Consider the following 20,721-nt stretch of genomic DNA (forward strand, 5'->3'; position numbering starts at 1 on the left):
TAAAAGATAAGGTTTTGTTTCTTCTGTCTCAGTGCTTGTACTGCGTTCGATGGGATTTCAGGAACTGTTTTTTACCGAGTGTAAAGTCTTTGGTCTTTAATTTGCAGCAATGGGGTTAGAAAACCTTTTTTAACAGTACGTTGATTGCACAAGGAGATTTGATATGAATAGGGGAGACAGACCAGAGCTACTTTGGGGGTTCGGTCTAAATACTATAGAAGCCGATAAGATTGAGGATTCACTGGGGCCCGGATTTTTCTTAAGAAATTTTTCGGAAAGATCACTTCCCGGTGCTAAGGAACTTCGTCACCCTGAAAAGCCTTCCGCCACATGGATTCCGCTCAGGGTTTGGAATGAACTTTCCGAAACACGTCGCGCAACCTACCGTAAGCAGGAATCTACACAGCGTATCCTTATACAGGACGAAAACGAGAAAAATGTTGATCTCGAGTCCGTTCTTGAAGATGGATTTCTCGCTGTTGTCAGCGCTCCACTTACCAGTTCCAAGGTTCAAGATGCACTTTTCAGAGCAAAGGAAGTGGCTGGTCTCTATGGTGATCTTTACAGGATGACTGAAGAGATCATTATGGAACGTGAGCTTCTTTCACGTAAGACTGAACAGTTGATGTTCCTGAATACTGTGCTTTCTAATGCTACTGAGCGTTTGGAGGTAGGCGATATTCTTGGACAGGCGGCTGAAGATTTAAAGCTTCTTCTTCCGGTTCTATCTGTACAGGGCGTTTTCTGGGATGTAGCCTCAACAGAAAAGCAGGCTGAAGCTGAAATTTTTCTCAATCCGGGACTCATTCCTGAAATTCAGAATGAATGGACTGATTTTATGATTGAAAATGTAAAGGAACTGAGCGGCACAGATGTCGCCGGTTACAATCTTTCTGAAACTATTCCGGCCGGGGACGCAGCCATGTGCTATGGTCCTACAGGCGGAAGAGTTCTCGCACTTCCGCTTATTTCACGTGGAGAGAAGTTCGGTTGTCTGATCATGCTTTGTGATAAGTCTGTAAGGCTTGCAAAGGATCAGGTAAACACTCTCAATGCTGCGGTGAATCATTTGTCGCTAGCGCTTAATAACGCTTTGATGTTCACAAAGATTAAGACCCGTGCTGATCGTGACGGACTTACCAGAGTTTTCAACCGCCGCAGTTTCGATGAACGTCTGACTGAAGAGCTTAGACGGCACCAGAGACACAGCATGGACCTATCACTACTAATGATCGACCTCGATCTTTTCAAGGATGTTAATGATACTTATGGGCATATGGCGGGCGACATGGTTCTTGAAACTGTTGCAAGAATGTTTGAAGAAACATTTAGAACAACCGATTTTATAGCTCGTTATGGTGGGGAAGAATTCGTGATTCTGCTCCCACACACCAATGCTGAACAGGCCGAAATGCTTGCTGAGCGAATTAGAGCGAAGATAGAATCCTGCACAATGACATATCAGACCGTTGATTTTAAGGTCACTGCCAGTATCGGAGTTTCGTCTGTATGTCCGGGCTGTCTCGAAAAGGATTCTGAATTAGTCCTCAAGGCTGACGAGGCCCTTTATAAGGCTAAGGAGCTAGGACGTAACAGGGTTGAAGTTAACGCCCCTGTAGCGCGTCTAAGGATAGTATAGTTTTCAGGTTTTCCGAATGCTATAGGTGCTGTTGGGTTTTCTGCTTAGGGCGGTGCGAATTGTCGCACCGCCTTTTTTTTGTTTTTTGCGGCGCAAATGTAAAAAAGGGAATTAGATCTGTAGATATGCTTTTTTGCAAGGCGCTCAATCTTGGTAAGTGTCTTATGTTAATAACTTAATATTCTGATTCTATTCTGGTTGCTGATATATTCGGCCTATTTGCTAGTTGGTGTCCGCTTGACCTAAAGGCAGAATGGTGCAAAAGCCACCAATTCCCGTATTGTTTTTTAGGGTAGTGGTTTTTGAGTTACATATTATATGTAGGCATCTGCAGTGTCAGTACTGCATGATGCATTAATTATTTCAACGGATAGCGCTTTGACTGTTTTCAATGTCGCTGCTGAGGGAGAATCAAACTGATGAATGAATTACTTTGGATTGGCTTCGCTTTATTAGATTTAAGTCTTGTTTTGGTCGTTTACAAATTTTTTGGTAAAACCGGATTGCTTGGTTTGATAGTTTTTAACCTCATACTCTGTAATATTCAGGTTTTGAAAACTATCGAACTTTTCGGGATGACAACTACCCTTGGAAATATTCTATATGCCAGTGTGTTTCTTTCAACTGATATGCTGAGTGAATTTCATGGTAAGAAAGAGGCTAAAAAAGCAGTTTATTTAGGATTTCTTATTCTCGTGATGGCCGTTGTTTATATGCAACTGGCTCTGATGTTTACACCCGCTGCCGATGATTTTGCTCAGCCGCATCTTGAGGCAATTTTCGGATTTCTTCCACGCATAGCCCTCGGTAGTTTGTGCGCATATCTTGTTTCTCAGCTTCATGATGTATATGTTTTTCATAAACTTAAAGAGAAGTTCGGAGATCGCCATTTATGGCTTAGAAACAATGCCAGCACGCTTGTGAGTCAGCTTCTTGATTCGGGTGTTTTCTGTGTGATTGCTTTATGGGGACTATTTCCCTTCGAAGTGTGGCTCGAAATATTCTTCACCACCTATTTATTTAAAGTAATTGTTGCTGTGATGGATACTCCATTCTTGTACTTAGCTCGTAAGATTCGCTGCCCTGAATAGGGCGTGCCATTCGCAGGGTTGACGAAGTTTGTTATGCGTTTAATAATGATGGTTCAAATTAAACATAATTCAGGGGAGTCCATATGAGTCAGATGCTTGGGAAAAGCGTTCCTTTTTATAAAATGCAGGGTTGCGGTAATGATTTTGTTGTAATCGATAATCGCGAGCTTGGTGTGCCTGTTGAGAAAATGCCTGAATGGGCAGAAAAGATTTGTCAGCGTGCTTTTGGTGTTTATGCTGACGGACTATTTTTTATTGAAAATGCACCCGAAGGGTCTGATTTAGATTACATATGGCAGTTTTATAATTCCGATGGGTCGCGCGCTGAAATGTGCGGCAATGCTTCCCGTTGCGTAGGTCGTCTTGCTCATGCTCTCGGTATCGCCGGAGAACAACACGTATTCGGTTCAGATGCTGGCCCTATCAACGTTCAGGTTTTTCCCCTTCAGGAAGAAGTCAAAGTACAGCTTACTAATCCTGTTGACGTGAAGCTTAAGCAGTCGCTCGAAATTGATGACGAAACATATGAATACCATTTTGCCAACACCGGGGTTCCCCATGTTGTTGTGCAGGTCGCGGATGTTGAAGCTGTTGATATTAAGAAGCTGGGAAGCGCATTTAGGTTTCATAGTGACTTTGCGCCTGCGGGCAGTAATGTTAATTTCGTGCAGATAGACGACAATGACAGTCTTATTGTTCGAACTTACGAGCGCGGAGTAGAAGATGAAACCTATGCTTGCGGAACTGGTGTAAGCGCTGTTCAGGTCGCTTTGAATAGGCTTGGTCTTACTGATGCTGCTGTTCGCATTAGAACTTCAGGTGGTGAAATTCTTAAAGTTATCATCGAGGGTGAAAAAGTTTTCCTCCAAGGCGGAGCTGAGCTTACTTTTTCGGGTGAATTATTTGTTGAATCACTCAATATTGATTTCTAAATCACTTTTTATTAAATAAGATAGGCCTTTGCAGATATGCTCTGGCCTCTTTTTTTGCCATAATTCCATACTAAATTGGAATATAATTACGAATAGATGAAATCTATGCTTGCAACACTTATGTATTAGCTGTATAGCCTTGTTTACGCAGTTGTTGTGATTAATGTGATAATGATTGTTCTTGCCAAGCAGGAATTATTCTTGTTGCACAGTAACAGGTGGATGCGGTTTTTTTTAAAATTAGTTGTAAGTATCTATGGATATAGTAGATTTCATCTCTGCTGATTGTATACTTAATTGGCAGAGATTTGGATTTAATCGTATAGGCGCAACCTAATACATTATAATAAAGTCAAGGAGACATAGCATGGTAAATAGTGAACTAACTAAGCTTTTACAGGACGTTGTACTTAAGAATGATAAGCCTGCTCGCGACGTTGCAACGGAAATAAGCAAGCCTTACCCGACTCTTCTTCGTGAAATCAATCCCGAAGATAAGGGTGCAAAGGTAGGTATTGAAGAGTTGATCCCTATTATGAGATCAACTGGTAGCATTCGTCCGTTGACCAGACTCGCTAATATCATGGGTTACGTTCTCGTTCCTATGGATATTAATCCTGGTGATCCAGATGAAGCTAATTACATGGCTCTTGATCTTATGGACGGGTTCGGAAGATATTCTAAAGCCTTGAAAACAGCTTTGCAGGCTGATCCTAAAGACGACCTTGTTAGCTCTGTTGAGCAGGAAGGATTTGAAGCGATCACAGCAATTCTTACAATGGTACATTACCTGCGTAAGAGATCTGATGAAGAAAAAGCTAAAAATGCTCCCCGTCTTGCACAGGTAAGCTAATATCTTCAGTGTTCTTGCTCCTTAAAAGGAGTTGCTACGCATACAAAAACCCCGGTTGTCATAAGACATCCGGGGTTTTTTGTGTTGATCAAAAAGATGATTTTTAATCAGCAGTTGTGAACGTCTTTATTGATGTAAAAGCACAAATCAAAAAGATTGTTGACCATTTGATCTACCAGTTGTTCGCCTTCAGGCTCTTGGTCGCAACTAGTGACTGTCTTGTTAATAATTTTTGCAAAGAGCGAGGATACAAGTTCGTCGTCCTTGCTGGTCCAGTACTTTTTGGCTGATACGGGCTTATTATCGAATCCGTGATAATACATACACTCCTCCATGAGTGGGGACATCCATCCGGTGTGGAGATGTCCCACGTGTTCATAATTTAATTATCGGCTATAAACTGTGAACTCTTTACGGGGGTAAACAGTATTTCTGAATAAATGTATGAAGATAATACTCGCCATTGATTTAATTATATAAAATAAATAGAAAGGGTTTGCAGGTATAGCCTCGGTTTAGTAGTTTTGGTATGGTTAAAAAATATTCGCGAAATCTGTAATAACAACTCTCTGTCAGCTACCTTCAGACAGAAGTACGGGAATTCCCTGATGCGTTTTTCTTTAAGACGAAAGATAATGACCATTGCTTGCGGCGCGGCAATTATTCCTATTGTCGTAATGCTTGTGCTCACCAGCGTGCTCGAAACACGGCTTTCTAATTCCGTTGCTACGGAGATTCGTGCTCTTATAAAATCTCATATTTCGCAGGTTACCAGCGATTTATATGAGGAGTGCCGGGCTACTAATGAGCTGCTTACGCTTGAAACTGAGCGAGGTTTAATGGCTCTGGATACTCTTTTTGAGGATGGTGGAGAAGTGAGGCTTCTGGATAAAGAGTCTTCATGGACCATCTTAAATCCCCGCTCAGAGAAAGTTGATCTTAATTTGCCGGTTCTCATGGTCGGGAACTATAGTCTGACTTCCGCAAAACGCAAAAATAACTCCCTCCCGCTTTTACTCGAAGCTACCAGCATTTCCGGAGCATTCTGCGCTATCTATCAGCGTGTTAATATTGAAGGAGATATGATTGTCGTTGATTCTACTGCCGTGGACAACAAAATGATGATTCCTGGTGCGGTGCTTTATTCGCTGGATAATAAAGGGCAGAGAAGTTCTGTAATCGATGGAGTTCTTGCTGGTAGCACTGTCTATAGACATGAAGATGGTGATGACGGGATAAGGTTTGTTGCTTTTCAGCCGCTTAAGGACAATACCGGACGTATCGTCGGCATGCTTGCTGTTTATATGAAGGATGATATCTCGGATAGCCTTCATGATTCGATACTTAAAACTTCTATTAATAAATCAGGATTTGTGTGGGTTATTGGCACAAAAGGTGCGAATCGCGGAAAATATATCATGTCGCGTTCCAACAACGTGAAAGCTGAAAAAGCGTCTCAGATGACCGAAGAAAATAAAGATTTTATTTTTCAAATTATTGTGAAAGCTGTCCGTGTTGGAGAGGGTAAGCTAATTAGTAAAGAATATGAGTGGAAGATGGCGCCAGATAAAGAAGGGCGTATGAAACTCTCTGTTTATACCTATTTCGAACCATGGGGATGGGTGATTGGGTCCGGTGTGTATCTTGATGAATATAACGGAATTAAAGAACGGTTGACCGGAACAATGGGTGAGCTTGGTAAGTGGCTCGGTTTAACAGGAATTATACTGTTCATAGTTACTCTTGGTGTTTCGTTCTACGTAAGCGGGCTTATCGCTAACCCCATAAGTCATATGGTCGGAATTGCAAAAATGATTGCAAGCGGTAATATTTTTGATGCTAAAACTTCGATTAAAATGGTCGAGAAAGTTTGTCCTAATGCCCGAAAAGCCGTTCGCAATGTCCACAAGCAAGAAAACCTTGATGAGACCGGTCTACTCTTCCTTTCCGTCAGGGATATGGTGGATAGCCTCAGTTCTCTTGTAGGGCAAGTTCAGCGTTCTGGAATTCAGGTGACGACGTCCTCTACCGAAATTGCAGCATCAGCACATCAGCTGGGTGCAACAGTCGGCCAGCAGGCGGCAGCAACTAACCAGATTAGCGCAACCAGTTCCGAGATTTCGGCTAATTCTGGGGAGCTAGCCCTGACAATGGGAGTTGTTAACGATTCCGCATCGAGTATGGCAGTGCTTGCTCAGGAAGGGCAAGACGGCCTTAAAACTATGATCAGAATTATGGAAGAGTTGAGCGATTCCACCTCAAGCATTACTGATAAGTTAGCAAGTATTAATGATAAGGCTAATTCTATTGAAGGGATTGTCAGTACCATTACTAAGGTTGCTGACCGAACCAATTTACTTTCCTTGAACGCCGCAATTGAAGCGGAAAAGGCTGGCAAATTCGGTCAGGGATTTTCTGTCGTTGCCGGAGAAATTAGAAGGCTTGCAGATCAAACCTCCGTTGCTGCTCTTGAGATTGAAAATATGATCGGGAACATGCGCGTGGCTGTTGATTCTGGAGTAGTTGAGATGGACAGCTTTGCTTCCGATGTAAGATATGGTGCTGATAAGGCTTCAAAGCTTGGTAAAAAGCTTGATGGTATCATGGGCGGTGTCAGAGATCTCAATCCAAGAATTGAACAGGTCAACGAGGGAATGTCCGCACAGGCCCAAGGTGCTGAGCAGATTAGTGATGCCATGGTTCAACTTTCAGATACCGCGACCCATACTTCAGAAGCTTTAGGTGAGTTTAATAGGGCTGCTACACAGCTAAATGAAGCTGTTCAAGGGCTGCGTAGCGAAGTTACGCGCTTTAAGGTGAGTGAATAATGCTAGTACTTACATTCAGGATAGCTGAATATTCATATGCTATTAAAGCAATGCTGGTCGCAGAGGTAGTACCGCCTGCTATCTACAAAGAGCTGCCGCGTTCACCTGAGTATGTGAATGGTATTTTCAATTATCGGGGGACAATAACCCCGGTTGTGGATCTATCCATGCTAGCGATAGATGCACCGTGTAAACCTATGATGAGTACGCGGGTAATTATTTTAGACCTTGCGGATATTGATGACAGTGAACCGCGCGGTGAGAAATTCCTTGGATTGCTTGCAGAAAATATAACCGAAACTATCAATATTGTTGATTCAGATTTTGAATCTTCAGGACTTGAAATTCCGGATGCCCCATGGCTTGGCAAAGTGGCAAGAGTTGATGGCGGCATGCTTCAGTTGATTGAACCGGGGAAGTTGCTTTCAGATGAGTTGCGAATGGTCCTTTTTCCGAAAGAAGACTCGGCGCAGGCTGCTGGGTAGATTATGAACCTTGAGCCATTTAAGAAAATTCTAAAAAAGGCGATGGGCCTTGCTCCTGATTCTCTTGGAAAGTCCGGGGTAAAGCATGCCTTACAAGTTAGGATGCGTGAGCTTGGATGCGATGAAGCGCAATATTTGAACGTGTTGCGAAATGATGAACGCGAAGTGTCTGAGTTGGTTGAAGAAGTTGTTGTGCCGGAAACGTGGTTTTTTAGAGATACAAAGCCTTTTGAGTTGCTTTCTGAAACAGCTTTAAGTTGCCGGAAGGATTCTTTCAAAGTTTTAAGTGCTCCATGCTCTACAGGTGAGGAACCGTACTCAGTTGCTATGGCTCTTATGGGGGCGGGACTTCCTCAGAAACGTATTAGAGTTGATGCCGTTGATATCAGCGTGCGAGCTTTAGATAAGGCTAAAAAGGGCGTTTATACAGATAATTCTTTCAGGTCTGAGCTTCCCCCTTATGCCGAGGGTTGCTTTGAGAAAAAAGAGCATGGGCGAATTCTTGCGGATCGAGTTAGAAATATAGTAAATTTTTATCCGGGTAATATTGTTGAGGGATGTCTGCCACTTGGACAATATGACGCAATTTTTTGCCGGAATCTCATAATTTATCTCGATGATAATTCTCGGGAGTGCCTAGTCAGGCTATTTAGTGAAAAGCTGAAAAAAGGTGGACTTCTTTTTGTCGGACATGCTGAGGCTTTGCCTATTTTTAACAAATATTTCAGTCCAGTTAGAAGACCGGGTGTGTTTGCTTTTAAAAAGAATGGAGCCGGACCTGTTGAAGGTAGAGCTTGTAAACCTGCTTCTGTAGAGAGGGTTAAAGATTCTCCGGAGTGTGGACGCTCTACGTGTTTGGTACATTCTGTTAGTGATAAAGCTCCGAGGCGTGCGAAGAGAACAATATCTCCTGTAACTACTGTTAAACCTCGTGTGGTTAAAAATATTCAGGTGCAAGTTTCCGAAAAACAACAGTTTTCATTAAAAGATATAAAAGTTCTAGCTGATAGGGGTGAGACTGCAAGGGCTTTAAGTTTGTGTGAAGCAAAGCTTTTAGCTGATGGTCCCCAGCCGGATATGCTGCATTTATGCGGGTTACTTTGTGAGGCGCAGGGGAACCCTGTGAAAGCTGAAGAATATTATAATAAAGCTATTTACCTTAATCCTAAGCATCTGGATTCGTTAATACATCTTTCTTTGCTGGTAGAAACTAGAGGGGATAAGCGAAAGGCCGCTATTCTTCGTAACAGGGTCCAGCGGGCCGAAAATCAAAATGAGGCCGGATAATGCTTGAAACATGTTGGAATGAAATAGGGTATGCTGGCGATAGATCCTGTCCTGAGCTAGTAACGTGGAGCCATTGCTATAATTGTCCACGTTTCACACGGGCGGGATTAAGCCTTTTGGACCGCGCACCGCCTGAAGGTTATCTGGCTGAAAACGCAGAGGCCGTTTCAATCAGTAAAGAGGAAGAAGTCAGGGAAACCGCAGGGGCTGTGGTTTTCAGAATATCAAAAGAATGGCTGGCCCTTACATCGCATGTTTTTGTATCAATTCTTGAGCTTGGGAAGATTAGACCTGTTCCTCATAAAAATGATAAATATTTAAAGGGATTGTCCAGTATACATGGACAGATTGAACCAGTGGTTTCAGTTCGAGAGCTTTTGGGGCTTGAGGAAGAATACCTCACTGATGAGGAAAAAGGATTTAGAGTTTATAACCGATTTGTATGTGTAGACATGGGGTTTGGACGTTGGATTTTTGAGGCTGATGAAGTTTTAGGGGTGCATCACTATTTTGTGGATGCTCTGCTTGATGCTCCCGCGACAGTTTCCAAAGCTCCGGCTGCGTATACCAAAGGGCTGTTTGAAATAGATGATAGGCGAGTGTCTTTGTTGGACGAAGAACTGTTGTTTGAAGCTTTTAATCGCATCATAAAGTAATGGCGGAAATTTTGTACAGTCTGACAGGGAGAATATAACGTGACTCGCGATATGGGCGATCTTTCCATGCTTGAGCTTTTTCGCATGGAGGGTGAAAACCACACCAAGGTGCTATTTTCGGGTTTGCCTGCCCTTATTAAAGACTCGTCTCCTGAAGTTATGGAGCCACTTTTGCGTGCGGCCCAGTCTCTTAGAGGAGCGGCGCGTATTGTCAGCCTTACGGATGCGATAGATGTTGCTGAAGCAATTGAAAAAGTTCTTGAGCATTGCCGTGCCGGTGAAACAGCGGCTTCACCTGAAATAGTTGATGTGCTTCTTTCGGCTACAAAATTTTTGGCGGACCTTGCTGCTGTAGAAGTTGAAGAAATGGACAAGTGGCTTGATGATAATAACGGGCTTCGTTCCGAAATTTTGGCTAAATTTGATGGTGAGCCAGTTGTTGCACCAGCTCCGTCTCAAACTAATATTTCTGAGCCAGAAATTGCGAGTAAGTCAGAGCCAAAACCTGCGAGTACGGCTGAGCCTACTCCTGATCCGAAGCCAAGCCCTGCCAGTGTGAATGTTTCTCTTGCGGATTCTTCCATGCTTGATCTTTTCCGTATGGAGGCAGAATCCCATTCGCAGTCATTAACTTCCGGCCTTCTTGAACTCGAAAAGAATCAGTCTCCCGAAAATGTGGAGCCTTTAATGCGCGCCGCCCATTCACTTAAGGGTGCGGGACGTATTGTCGGGCTTACTGGAGTTGTTGGGATTTCTCATGCGATGGAAGACGTCCTTGAGGCATGTCGTAAGGGCGAAAGAGTGCTGGTATCGCAGGATATAGATAGATTGCTTGCCGCAACAGATTTCTTTTCCGATATGGCCCAATTGGATGCAAGTGAGCTTGAAGAATGGCTGTTTGCCAACGCAAATGCCATACAAAGTGCTGCTGATGATTTGGCAAAACCTATTACCGTAGCAGCAACTGATCCTGTTAAGGATGAAACTTTAAAAGCTGAAATTTCCGCAGATCAAACTGATGCTCAAACTGAGAATAAGACGGAAGTCGAAGAAGAATCTGTTTCAGCTCCCAAAGTAGAAGCTCCTCCGGCTCCTAAGGCTGAGGTCTCTTTAGCTGATCTTTCCATGCTCGATCTTTTCCGTATGGAGGCAGAATCCCACTCACAGTCTTTGACCGCAGGCCTTCTTGAACTGGAAAAGAATCAATCTGCCGACAAAGTAGAGCCATTGATGCGGGCGGCCCATTCCATGAAAGGTGCAGCTAGAATTGTCGGGCTTATGGACGCCGTTGATCTTGCGCATGCTATGGAAGATTTGCTTGTAGCTTGTCAGAAGGGTGAAGTTAAGCTGGTTACTGAGCAGATAGATGTGCTCCTTGCTTCAACTGATATATATGATGAATGCGCTCAGCTTGATACCGACTTAATTCAGGACTTTTTATCATCTAAAAAGCCTGAGATGGATCTGCTGGAAAAGGGGCTGCGTGGCGATTTGGATGAAGTGCGAAAAGTGCTGGCTGAAATTAATTCTGTCGCCGTTTCTTCTGACAACGATCCGGCTGATTCCGACAATTCTGAAGAACCCGCTGTCGGTAGTACTGCCGACGCAACAGGTTCACAGGCTTCCGATACAGATGGATCTACGGTGGCCAAATCTTCTTCTGAAAAAACTACTCCTCCCGCTCGGAAGAGAGTTAAATATCCCGTAAAAAAAGTTTCTAAAACCAGTGAAGCGGTAGTTAGAGTTTCAGCGGAAAATCTTAACAGGTTGATGGCTCTTGCTGGCGAAAGTCTTGTGGAAGCCGGACGTTTGAGTATCTTTGCCGCGGCAATGTTAAGACTTAAAGCTGGTCAGCGCTCTCTGCTGAAAGACGTTGAATCTGCCGTGGAAAGGATAGGAAATGGCGAGCCTTTAGAGTTTGTAATTAATGAAATTAAAGCTGATCTGAGCGAGAATCAAAAAATGCTCTCTGAGCACGCCAGCGAGTTTGACGTTTATCGCAGGCGTTCTGATAATATTTCCGGTAGACTTTATAATGAAGTTATTGCCAGCCGTATGCGTCCTTTCTCTGACGGTGGTAGAGGTTTTCCACGTTTGGTGCGCGACCTTGCAAAGTCCCTTGGTAAGGAAGTCGATTTCATAGTTGAAGGTGAAGCTACTGCTGTTGATAGAGATATTCTTGAGCGGCTTGAAGCTCCGCTTAATCATATAATCCGAAATTCTGTTGATCACGGTATTGAAATGGGACCTGAGCGGGTAGCTGCTGGAAAGCCTTCAAACGGAACTATTAAGGTAATAGCCGGGCATCGGGCAGGTATGCTTTTTATCGAAGTCCGTGACGATGGTAAGGGAATTGATCCCGAGCGTATCAGGGCTAAAGTTGTAGAGAAAAAACTTGCTCCGGGCAGGATGGCCGCTGAAATGAGCCGTGCTGAGCTTATGGAATTTTTGTTTCTTCCGGGCTTCTCAACTGCGGGTAAGGTTACTGAGATTTCAGGACGCGGAGTTGGGCTGGATGTAGTTCATTCCATGGTTCAGGAGGTCGGTGGAACCGTTCGAGCCGATTCTGAACCGGGCGAAGGTATGTCTTTTTCTATGCAGTTGCCACTCACTCTTTCTGTTATCCGAACTCTTTTAGTTGATATTTCAGGCGAGCCGTATGCTGTGCCGCTGAGCCGTATCAGCCGCATTGCTTCCATTTTGCCAGATCAACTTAAGCTCGTTGAAGATAGGCAATATGTCTCTCTCGACAATGCAAATGTTGGGCTTGTTCCTGCTTCGCAAATCCTCGGGACAGCCGTTACTAAAAAAGAAGATGAGAATATTAAGGTCGTTGTTATCAGCGACCGTATGAATAAATATGGCCTTGTGGTTGACGATTTTATGGGTGAACAGGATCTTGTAGTTAGACCCCTCGACAGTCGATTCGGGAAAGTTCCTGATATCAATTCCGTTGCGCTCATGCCGGATGGTTCACCTGTCTTAATTTTAGATGCTGAGGATCTTGTCCGCTCTATTGATAATCTTCTTTCGGGCGGAAGGCTTACGAAAGTAGGGATGGATGCTGTTAATACTGGTCCTGTACAGCGTATTTTAGTTGTCGATGATTCCCTTACCGTTCGCGAGGTTGAACGCAAACTTCTAGCTAATCATGGTTACGAAGTTGATACCGCTGTGGATGGTATGGATGGATTTAATGCCGTTGTAACAGGTGATTACGATCTCGTTGTAACTGATGTTGATATGCCTCGGATGAATGGACTGGAGCTTACTAGAAAGATTAAATCAAATCCTGATTATAAGGCGATTCCTGTCATGATGGTATCATATAAAGATCGAGAGGAAGATAAGTTGCGCGGACTTGAAGCCGGAGCTGATTACTATCTGACCAAGAGCAGCTTTCATGATGAAACTCTGCTGACTGCAGTTGAAGATCTGATTGGCGGGATTACTAAATGAGAGTAGGCATAGTCAACGATATGCATATGGCTGTTGAGGTCCTTAAAAGGGTCGTTCTAGCTGCCGGATTTAAAGTTGCATGGATTGCCTTTAACGGGGAGGAAGCGGTCACTAAGTGTTGCAAAGATGTTCCTGATGTTGTGCTGATGGATCTGATTATGCCTGTTATGGACGGGGCAGAATCTACGCGTCGCATAATGAAGGAATGCCCCTGTTCTATCTTGGTTGTTACCGCGAGTATTGAAGCCAATGCTTCTAAAGTTTTTGAAGCAATGGGGGCGGGTGCTCTCGATGTTGTGACGACTCCAGAAGTTGGCGTTAACGGTGATCTTGATGGTGCAAAAAACCTTATAGCTAAAATATCACTTATCAGGAGATTACAGGGTATTGATACTGAAAAGTCTTCAACTCCTGTTGCATTTACTCCTACGGGGCGTATCCCTAAACTTTTGGCTATAGGCAGTTCGACAGGCGGGCCGACTGCCCTTGCCACGGTTCTAGGCGCATTGCCCGAAAATTTTCCTGCTGCAATTGTTATCATCCAGCATGTGGATGGAAGTTTCTCCGAAAATCTAGCCAACTGGCTTGATGGGCAAACAAAACTGAAGGTCACCCTTGCCAAGCGTGGCGACATCATAAGGCCGGGTTCAGTTCTTCTTGCGCCTGGGAATAGGCATATGCTTTTAGGACCGGGTGGCGTGGTTCAGCTCACAGATGGTCCGGGGGAAAATCTTTATGTTCCCTCTGTGGATGTATTTTTCAGCAGTCTTTGCTGTGCTGGGATTCCTGAGGGATCGGCGGCGGTTATTTTAACAGGAATGGGCGCAGATGGCGCGAAGGGGCTACTTGAGTTAAAAGACAAGAAGTGGCTGACCATTGCGCAGGATAAGGAAAGTAGTGTTGTCTGGGGTATGCCGGGAGCCGCCGTTAAACTAGATGCGGCTAAAAAAGTAATTTCTATTGATAATATGGCTCCGGCATTGATCCGGCATTTCAAGTAAAAAAACAGGGAGACTACAAAATGACAACTTCTATAATAAATGATGAGCTACTTACCGAACATAAAATAACTGTATTGCTAATTGATGATCAGCCAATGGTTGGCGAGGCTGTACGCAGAATGCTTGCCGACGAAGAGGACATAGATTTCCATTTTGTGAGTGATCCCACTGCGGCAATTCCTACAGCCCAGGAATTACAGCCGACCGTTATTTTGCAGGATCTAGTTATGCCCGAAATTGACGGTATGACCATGGTTAAATTTATGCGGGCAAATGCTAAACTTAAAGATATTCCGCTGATCGTACTGTCGACTAAAGAGGAGCCAGCAACTAAGGCGGAAGCCTTCGCGCTGGGCGCTAATGACTATTTGGTTAAACTTCCAGATAGAATCGAACTACTAGCTCGTATCAGATATCACTCAAAGGGTTACATCAACTTACTTCAGAGAAATGAAGCTTATAAACAGCTCCTTGCAAGTAGAGATGAAATGCGTAAAGAACTGGCTGTTGCTGCAGATTACGTTACATCCTTGCTTCCTCTCCCCATAACAGAAGGGGAAATTCAGGCTGATTGGAGATTCATACCTTCCGCATCCCTCGGTGGTGATTCCTTCGGTTATCATTGGCTCGATGATGATCATTTTGCAATGTACCTGCTGGATGTTTGTGATCATGGTGTCGGGTCTGCATTACTTTCTGTCTCGGCAATGAACGTTCTGCGTTCTCAGACGCTACCGGACACTGATTTTCTTAAGCCGGATGAAGTTCTGTTTGCTCTTAATGAATCATTTCAGATGGATCAGCAGAATAATTTGTATTTCACAATGTGGTATGGAGTTTATAAAAAATCCGAGCGCACTTTGACATTTTCCAGCGGAGGCCATCCTCCTGCTCTTCTTATCAATGGTGAAGAGGTCGCGGAGCTAAGGACAGCCGGAATGATTGTCGGCGGAATGCCGGATATGCAATATACTAGTGATTCTATTACGGTTAAGCCGGGTGCGCGTTTCTTCTTATATAGTGATGGCGTGTACGAACTGAAAAAAGTGTCTGACGGTAAAATGTGGGCATTTGAAGAATATACGAACTTTATGATTTCTACAGGTGGCCCGCTAGGCAAGCCTATTGATATGCTTATCGATCACACTAGAGAGTTACAGGGTGCTGAAGAGTATGATGATGATTTTTCTATGGTCGAGTTTATTTTTGAATAGCCGCTATATTTTGAGTCGTTTCATTCTGAGTTATAAAAAGGATTAAAGATGAATATCCGCAAGCAGTTCATAGTTGGATGTGTAGTATTTTGCTTGGTTATTACCTTGCTCGTTCTATTTTTGATTTCAAATTATACCCGGGGAACTCTTATGCAGGAGTATCGGGGTAAGGCCGAAATCATGCTGCATTCAATGATGGCAGTTCGTAAGCATACCGGAGCCGTTATCAGGCCGAAGGCGACTGAAGTTCTGCCGAAAGATCAGTTTGTACCGGAATTGCAATCCACCTCGTTTACAGCGAATGGTGTTTTCAGCCGTATTCCTGATCAGTTTAAACATGAACTAGTTTATAAAACAGCGTCTACCAAGCCGAGAAATCCACGCAATATGGCAACCGCAGATGAATCCCTTATTATTGAAGAGCTAAATGTTCTTGCCTCGCAGGGTAAAAGGTCTTTTTTGGAAGGTGTTAGAACTGTCAACGGAGTTAAGTTTTACGTTGTTGCCGAAGGTGAGAAGAATAAACCGTCCTGCATGGTTTGTCACGGCAGGCCGGCGGATGCTCCGCAGTCTATGAAAGACAGGTATCAGGTTGCCAACGACAGTGGTTATTTCAGAACCCCGGGAGCTATAGAATGTGCGCAGATAGCATCTGTGCCGCTGGCTACGATGAATAAGATTGCAAATCAGACCTTAGGGTCAGTCGTGTTTGTTGGTGCTATTTTCATTGCTATTGCTTTGGTGGTTTTACTTTTCGGACTTAATTTGATTTTCAGTCCTATTTCCAGAATTACCGGAATTGCGAAATATATTGCGGAGGGAGATCTCGAAAGTGCTGATGAGGCCGTTCGTAAAATGAGGCAGAATTCGAACGGTAAATTCTTCGCTAAGAGAATTCTTAAATCCGGCAATGAGATAGGTAATCTTCTTGAATCATTTGAAATAATGATTGGTGGGTTGTCCGGTTTGGTGACTGAAGTCCGGGATTCGGGCGACAATGTTTCAGTTGCGGGTAGAAAAATTAGCGCAACTGTCGGGCATATTGATTCAGCCGTATCCAGTCAGGCCGCGTCCACCAATGAAGTTACCGCAACAAGCAGGCTTATTCGTACAACTTCGAGGAATCTAGTCGATGTAATGGAAGATGTTGCAGAAAGTGCTTCTGAATCAGCTGATTTGGCAGAAGTGCTACAAAGCAATATTTCCGAACGCGAACAGTCCTTAATCAAGCTCGTAGATTCGACCGATAATGTGTCATCACGGCTTGGTGCTATTAATGAAAAAGCTAATAAAATTAATAATATCGTAACGACTATTGCCCGCATTGCAGATCATACTAATCTGCTCTCGTTAAATGCAGCCATTGAAGCTGAAAAAGCTGGCCAGTTCGGGCAAGGGTTTTCGGTTGTAGCCCGTGAGATTAGAAGGCTGGCTGATCAGACTGTCATTGCGGCAGAAGATATTGAGCTTATGGTTCGTGATATGCAAACGGCGGTAAGTTCCGGCGTTATGGAAATGGAAAAATTCAACCATGAAGTTCGGGCAAGTGTTGATGAAGTCGAAAAGATGAGTTCAGATCTTGCTTTGATTACTGATAGGGTAAGAGTTCTTAAGCCTAAGTTTGCAGAAGTCTCACATGCAATGGGAGATCAGGCGGACAGTGCTGAACAGATTAATGATGCTATGTCTGACTTAAATGAATCTGCTGTAGGTACCTCAAGCTCGATTGAAGAGTTTAAAAAGACTATAGCCAGCCTAAACTATACTGTGCAAAGCCTGACGGGAGCTGTTGATGGATTCAAGGCAGTAGAGTCAAACGAGAGTATCGACACTGCTGACTCTGAAACTAATGGGTCATCAGAGAGTAAATAGTTTAGAATTAACACAGCTGTCACAATTTTGCCGTAATTGTGACTGTTGTGACAGGTATGGTCCGTTTCAAAAGGAGATCATTGTGTCAATTGATAAAATACTGGTGGTTGAAGATCATCATGATACTATAGAGCTACTGAAATACAATTTGACTTCATCCGGCTTTGAAGTTGTTACGGCAATGGATGGCCTCAAGGGTCTTGCACTGGCTAAAAGTGAGCTTCCTGATCTTATACTATTGGATATTATGCTCCCTGAAATTGACGGTCTTGAGGTCTGCCGCAGACTTAAGCAGGAAGCCCAAACCCAGCATATTCCGGTCGTGATGCTTACCGCTAAGGGTGAAGAGGTCGACAGGGTTGTCGGTCTTGAACTTGGGGTGGATGACTATATTGTTAAGCCGTTCAGCCCGCGTGAATTGGTACTCAGAATCAAGGCTGTGCTAAGACGCAGTGCAGACGTTGAGCCGAAGCGCGCACTAAAGTGGAGTCGTGAGGGCCTTTCTGTTGATTTTGAAGCGCATACTTTGGAATGTGACGGAGAACTTGTTCCTCTAACCGCAACAGAGTTCAAATTGTTTTCTGAACTGTTACAGTACGAAGGAAAGGTCCGCACCCGTGATCATTTGCTTGATACTGTGTGGGATACCCATTTTGAAGGGTATTCGAGAACGGTAGATACGCATATCCGCAGATTGCGGCAGAAGCTTGGGCCTTACGCTGATTTCATCGAAACCGTGCGCGGGGTCGGGTATCGTTTCAAAAGTTAGCTGATTGAAATTTCCGCTAAGTTTTTACACAAAATAAACCCCGCTTGAAATTAAGTTTCAAGCGGGGTTTTATAATTCTTTATCAACTGTCCGGTTTGGATCTATTCAACAGCCTTTTTGCTTTTCAGCAGAGGCTTTTTGATTCCATATTTTGCCAGAACAGCTCTCATGGACTGCGTACTTTCAGCAGATCCTAAGTGTCTTACAAAAACTCTGTACCAAGTTTTTGTGCCGCTTTTTCCCGGTTCAACCGACGCATCCAGTCCATCAGCAAGTAGCTTGCCTTTGAATTCTTCAGCTTTTTGCTCGGTTCCGAAGGAGGCAGCCTGATACAGATAATCGTATACAGGAGGGCCGACTTCGTCAGGATTATCCATTTCTATCAGCGGTTCCGGTTCAGTGTCTTTAGTTGTAACTGCTGATTTAACGGATTCAGTTACAGCTGTTTTAGCTGCGGCCTGCTTTGCAGGAGCCATCTTTTGCACTATGTTCACAGTAGGCTTGCTTTTGGCCTTAGGCTTTTTAGCAGCAACCTTTTCATCTGGTCTTGCTCCGGAAATAGGCTTGATTTTAAGCGAATCCATATAAAGCAATTCTTCAGGCTTCAGTATGCCACCTTTAACTTCACCTGAAGCATTGGAGCTTTGATGTGGCATCATCATTGCCAGTTCGGGGACATCATTTTCAGGCTGATATCCTCTACCGAGCAGAATTCCGAGCACAAAGAACGCGCATAAGGCCAGCACACATCCTGAGCAAAGACCAATTGCTTCCGGCAAAGAAAATGTGAAGGTATAGGTCTTTTCCTGATCAGAACCTGATCCGGGCTTTTTTTTGCGTGTAGCCATTTGCTCACTCCATTTTTATGATAGGCACGGGCCGTATTACATTTTTTCTGGCGCGGAAACTCCAAGCAGCGCTAGGCCGTTTTCAAGAGTTTTTGCAACAGCTTTAAGCAGGATCAACCTTGCCGCAATAATATCTTTTTCTGCGGAAAGGATGTGATGCATAGAGTAAAATCTATGCAACGCATTTGCAAGGTCTCTTAAGTAATAACTGATGGTATGCGGGGTCATGTATTCTCCGGCACTTTCCACCACGTCATTAAACTGATCCATAAGCTTGATTAGACTTAGCTCTTCAGCGTTGCCTAGCAAGCTAAGAAGCTCAGGAGTTGAAGCTTCTACTTCGATACCCGCTTCAGCTGCTTTCTGGATTACGGAGCAGATGCGTGCGTGTGCATACTGAACGTAATATACTGGGTTTTCCATGGTTTTCTGTTTGACCAGATCGAGGTCAAAGTCGAGGTGACTATCGCTTTTGCGAGACAGAAACATGAAACGTGAAGCGTCGCGGCCAACTTCATTGACTACGTCTTCAAGAGTCTCAAATTTTCCGGCGCGGGTAGACATTGCAATCTGTTCTCCGCCGCGCAGCAAGTTAACAAGCTGTACGAGGATAACATCAAGCTGCCCTTTTTTGCCGAGAGCTTCAACAGCCGCTTGCATGCGTGGGATGTAGCCGTGATGGTCTGCGCCCCAGATGTCTACTACGGTGTCGAATCCGCGTTTGTATTTATTATCATGGTAGGAGATATCTGATGCAAAATAGGTCAGGTCTCCGTTAGATTTACGAAGCACGCGGTCTTTGTCATCTCCGAGATCGGTAGACTTGAACCAAAGTGCTCCGTCTTTTTCGTAAGCCATACCGCGAGCTTTAAGGTCGGCAAAAGTTTCATCAACTTTACCAGTCTCAACAAGGCTCTTTTCGGAAAACCATACATCGTGGCGAACATCGAAAGCAGCAAGGTCTTTCTTGATGCCTTCAAGAATCTGGTTCATCCCGTATTCACGGCAAATTGCAACTGAATCAGCTTCTTCCATCTCAAGGATAGTCGGATTAAGCGCCAGTACTTCTTTTGCGATGTCGGTGATGTAATCGCCTTTGTAGAAATCTTCAGGATCGACAATGTCGCGCCCTTCAGACTGCTGTAATCTTACCCAAATGGAATTACCAAGGATAAGCATCTGGCGGCCTGCGTCGTTGACGTAGTATTCCGCTTCAACTTCGTGCCCTGTGAACTCAAGGATACGAACAAGACAGTCGCCGAGTGCAGCTCCGCGTCCATGACCGATATGCAGAGGTCCTGTAGGGTTGGCAGAAACGTATTCTACTTGAACCTTTTTGCCTTTGCCCATTTCAGAACGACCATAATCATCACCTTTTGCGATAACTTCTGGAATCATGTTCTGCCAGAACGAGTTGGAAAAGGTGAAGTTCAGGAAGCCGGGTCCTGCAATGTCTACTTTTTCAATATATGGATCGTTGTCCAACTGGGCCTTAATTTCTTCAGCGATGGCGCGCGGATTCATTTTTGCCTGCTTTGAGAGCATCATGGCAATATTTGCGGACATGTCACCGAAGTTTTTATCTCTTGGAGGCTCGAGGGTGGCTTTTTCAGGCCATTCCCAGCCTTTGCTTTCAAGAATAGAACCGAGGACGTTATGAAGATGAAGTTTAGCTTTCATTTTGGATTAAAAATCTCCTTATCTAGATATGAAGAACGGCTTATCATCTTTCGCCGTACCTTCCAAGTGCATAAAAGGGCTCGTTGGCGGTAGAGTACCGCTTAAGT

At 44.1% G+C, this 20,721-nt stretch carries 16 protein-coding genes; 13 read left to right on the forward strand and 3 right to left on the reverse strand.

Features of this window, described 5'->3' with window-relative positions; translation table 11 throughout:
* Positions 1 to 163: 163 nt before the first annotated feature.
* The 4 genes from BR06_RS0115060 to BR06_RS0115075 all read left to right on the forward strand — a co-directional run bounded on the left by BR06_RS0115060 (position 164) and on the right by BR06_RS0115075 (position 4,515).
* Positions 164 to 1,639, forward strand: a complete 1,476-nt coding sequence (locus BR06_RS0115060; RefSeq protein WP_031484511.1) for a GGDEF domain-containing protein — start codon at positions 164 to 166, stop codon at positions 1,637 to 1,639.
* Positions 1,640 to 2,058: 419 nt separating this feature from the next.
* The gene (locus BR06_RS0115065) at positions 2,059 to 2,730 is read left to right on the forward strand and encodes a queuosine precursor transporter (RefSeq protein WP_031484513.1); all 672 of its coding nucleotides are present in this window, start codon (positions 2,059 to 2,061) and stop codon (positions 2,728 to 2,730) included.
* An 83-nt stretch (positions 2,731 to 2,813) separates the two neighbouring features.
* Positions 2,814 to 3,662 (forward strand): diaminopimelate epimerase, encoded by an 849-nt coding sequence (gene dapF / locus BR06_RS0115070; RefSeq protein ID WP_031484515.1) that lies wholly within the window; start codon positions 2,814 to 2,816, stop codon positions 3,660 to 3,662.
* A gap of 367 nt (positions 3,663 to 4,029) precedes the next feature.
* Positions 4,030 to 4,515 carry a phage regulatory CII family protein gene (locus BR06_RS0115075; protein WP_031484517.1) on the forward strand — a complete coding sequence of 162 codons (486 nt, stop codon included), beginning with the start codon at positions 4,030 to 4,032 and terminating at the stop codon, positions 4,513 to 4,515.
* Positions 4,516 to 4,622: 107 nt separating this feature from the next.
* Here BR06_RS0115075 and BR06_RS0115080 read toward each other — a convergent pair whose 3' ends face one another.
* Positions 4,623 to 4,838: a hypothetical protein gene (locus BR06_RS0115080; RefSeq protein ID WP_031484519.1), complete on the reverse strand. Its 216-nt coding sequence runs from the start codon at positions 4,836 to 4,838 to the stop codon at positions 4,623 to 4,625.
* A 285-nt stretch (positions 4,839 to 5,123) separates the two neighbouring features.
* Here BR06_RS0115080 and BR06_RS0115085 point away from each other — a divergent pair, with 285 nt between their 5' ends.
* The 9 genes from BR06_RS0115085 to BR06_RS0115125 all read left to right on the forward strand — a co-directional run bounded on the left by BR06_RS0115085 (position 5,124) and on the right by BR06_RS0115125 (position 18,086).
* Positions 5,124 to 7,343, forward strand: coding sequence for a methyl-accepting chemotaxis protein (locus BR06_RS0115085; protein ID WP_031484520.1), 2,220 nt, complete (start codon positions 5,124 to 5,126; stop codon positions 7,341 to 7,343).
* Positions 7,343 to 7,828: a chemotaxis protein CheW gene (locus tag BR06_RS0115090; protein ID WP_031484522.1), complete on the forward strand. Its 486-nt coding sequence runs from the start codon at positions 7,343 to 7,345 to the stop codon at positions 7,826 to 7,828. The genes BR06_RS0115085 and BR06_RS0115090 overlap by 1 nt, the downstream gene beginning before the upstream one ends.
* A 3-nt stretch (positions 7,829 to 7,831) precedes the next feature.
* Positions 7,832 to 9,115 (forward strand): CheR family methyltransferase, encoded by a 1,284-nt coding sequence (locus tag BR06_RS0115095; protein ID WP_031484524.1) that lies wholly within the window; start codon positions 7,832 to 7,834, stop codon positions 9,113 to 9,115.
* Positions 9,115 to 9,771 (forward strand): chemotaxis protein CheW, encoded by a 657-nt coding sequence (locus BR06_RS0115100; RefSeq protein WP_031484526.1) that lies wholly within the window; start codon positions 9,115 to 9,117, stop codon positions 9,769 to 9,771. Before BR06_RS0115095 ends, BR06_RS0115100 begins: the two co-directional genes overlap by 1 nt.
* A 39-nt stretch (positions 9,772 to 9,810) precedes the next feature.
* The gene (locus BR06_RS0115105) at positions 9,811 to 13,230 is read left to right on the forward strand and encodes an Hpt domain-containing protein (protein ID WP_084154178.1); all 3,420 of its coding nucleotides are present in this window, start codon (positions 9,811 to 9,813) and stop codon (positions 13,228 to 13,230) included.
* Positions 13,227 to 14,231, forward strand: a complete 1,005-nt coding sequence (gene cheB, locus BR06_RS0115110) for a chemotaxis response regulator protein-glutamate methylesterase (protein WP_031484532.1) — start codon at positions 13,227 to 13,229, stop codon at positions 14,229 to 14,231. The genes BR06_RS0115105 and cheB overlap by 4 nt, the downstream gene beginning before the upstream one ends.
* Before the next feature lie 20 nt (positions 14,232 to 14,251).
* Positions 14,252 to 15,445, forward strand: a complete 1,194-nt coding sequence (locus tag BR06_RS0115115) for a SpoIIE family protein phosphatase (RefSeq protein ID WP_031484534.1) — start codon at positions 14,252 to 14,254, stop codon at positions 15,443 to 15,445.
* A gap of 150 nt (positions 15,446 to 15,595) precedes the next feature.
* Entirely contained in the window at positions 15,596 to 17,317 is a 1,722-nt protein-coding gene (locus BR06_RS0115120; RefSeq protein ID WP_235727740.1) for a methyl-accepting chemotaxis protein, read from the forward strand.
* A gap of 82 nt (positions 17,318 to 17,399) precedes the next feature.
* The gene (locus BR06_RS0115125; RefSeq protein ID WP_031484538.1) at positions 17,400 to 18,086 is read left to right on the forward strand and encodes a response regulator; all 687 of its coding nucleotides are present in this window, start codon (positions 17,400 to 17,402) and stop codon (positions 18,084 to 18,086) included.
* A gap of 101 nt (positions 18,087 to 18,187) precedes the next feature.
* Here BR06_RS0115125 and BR06_RS0115130 read toward each other — a convergent pair whose 3' ends face one another.
* Together BR06_RS0115130 and argS are read right to left on the reverse strand one after the other, a co-directional pair.
* Positions 18,188 to 18,934: an SPOR domain-containing protein gene (locus BR06_RS0115130; protein WP_031484540.1), complete on the reverse strand. Its 747-nt coding sequence runs from the start codon at positions 18,932 to 18,934 to the stop codon at positions 18,188 to 18,190.
* Between the two features lie 36 nt (positions 18,935 to 18,970).
* Positions 18,971 to 20,614, reverse strand: a complete 1,644-nt coding sequence (argS, locus tag BR06_RS0115135) for an arginine--tRNA ligase (RefSeq protein ID WP_031484543.1) — start codon at positions 20,612 to 20,614, stop codon at positions 18,971 to 18,973.
* Positions 20,615 to 20,721: the final 107 nt, after the last annotated feature.

It is taken from the genome of Maridesulfovibrio frigidus DSM 17176 (assembly GCF_000711735.1).
Lineage (GTDB): Bacteria > Desulfobacterota > Desulfovibrionia > Desulfovibrionales > Desulfovibrionaceae > Maridesulfovibrio > Maridesulfovibrio frigidus.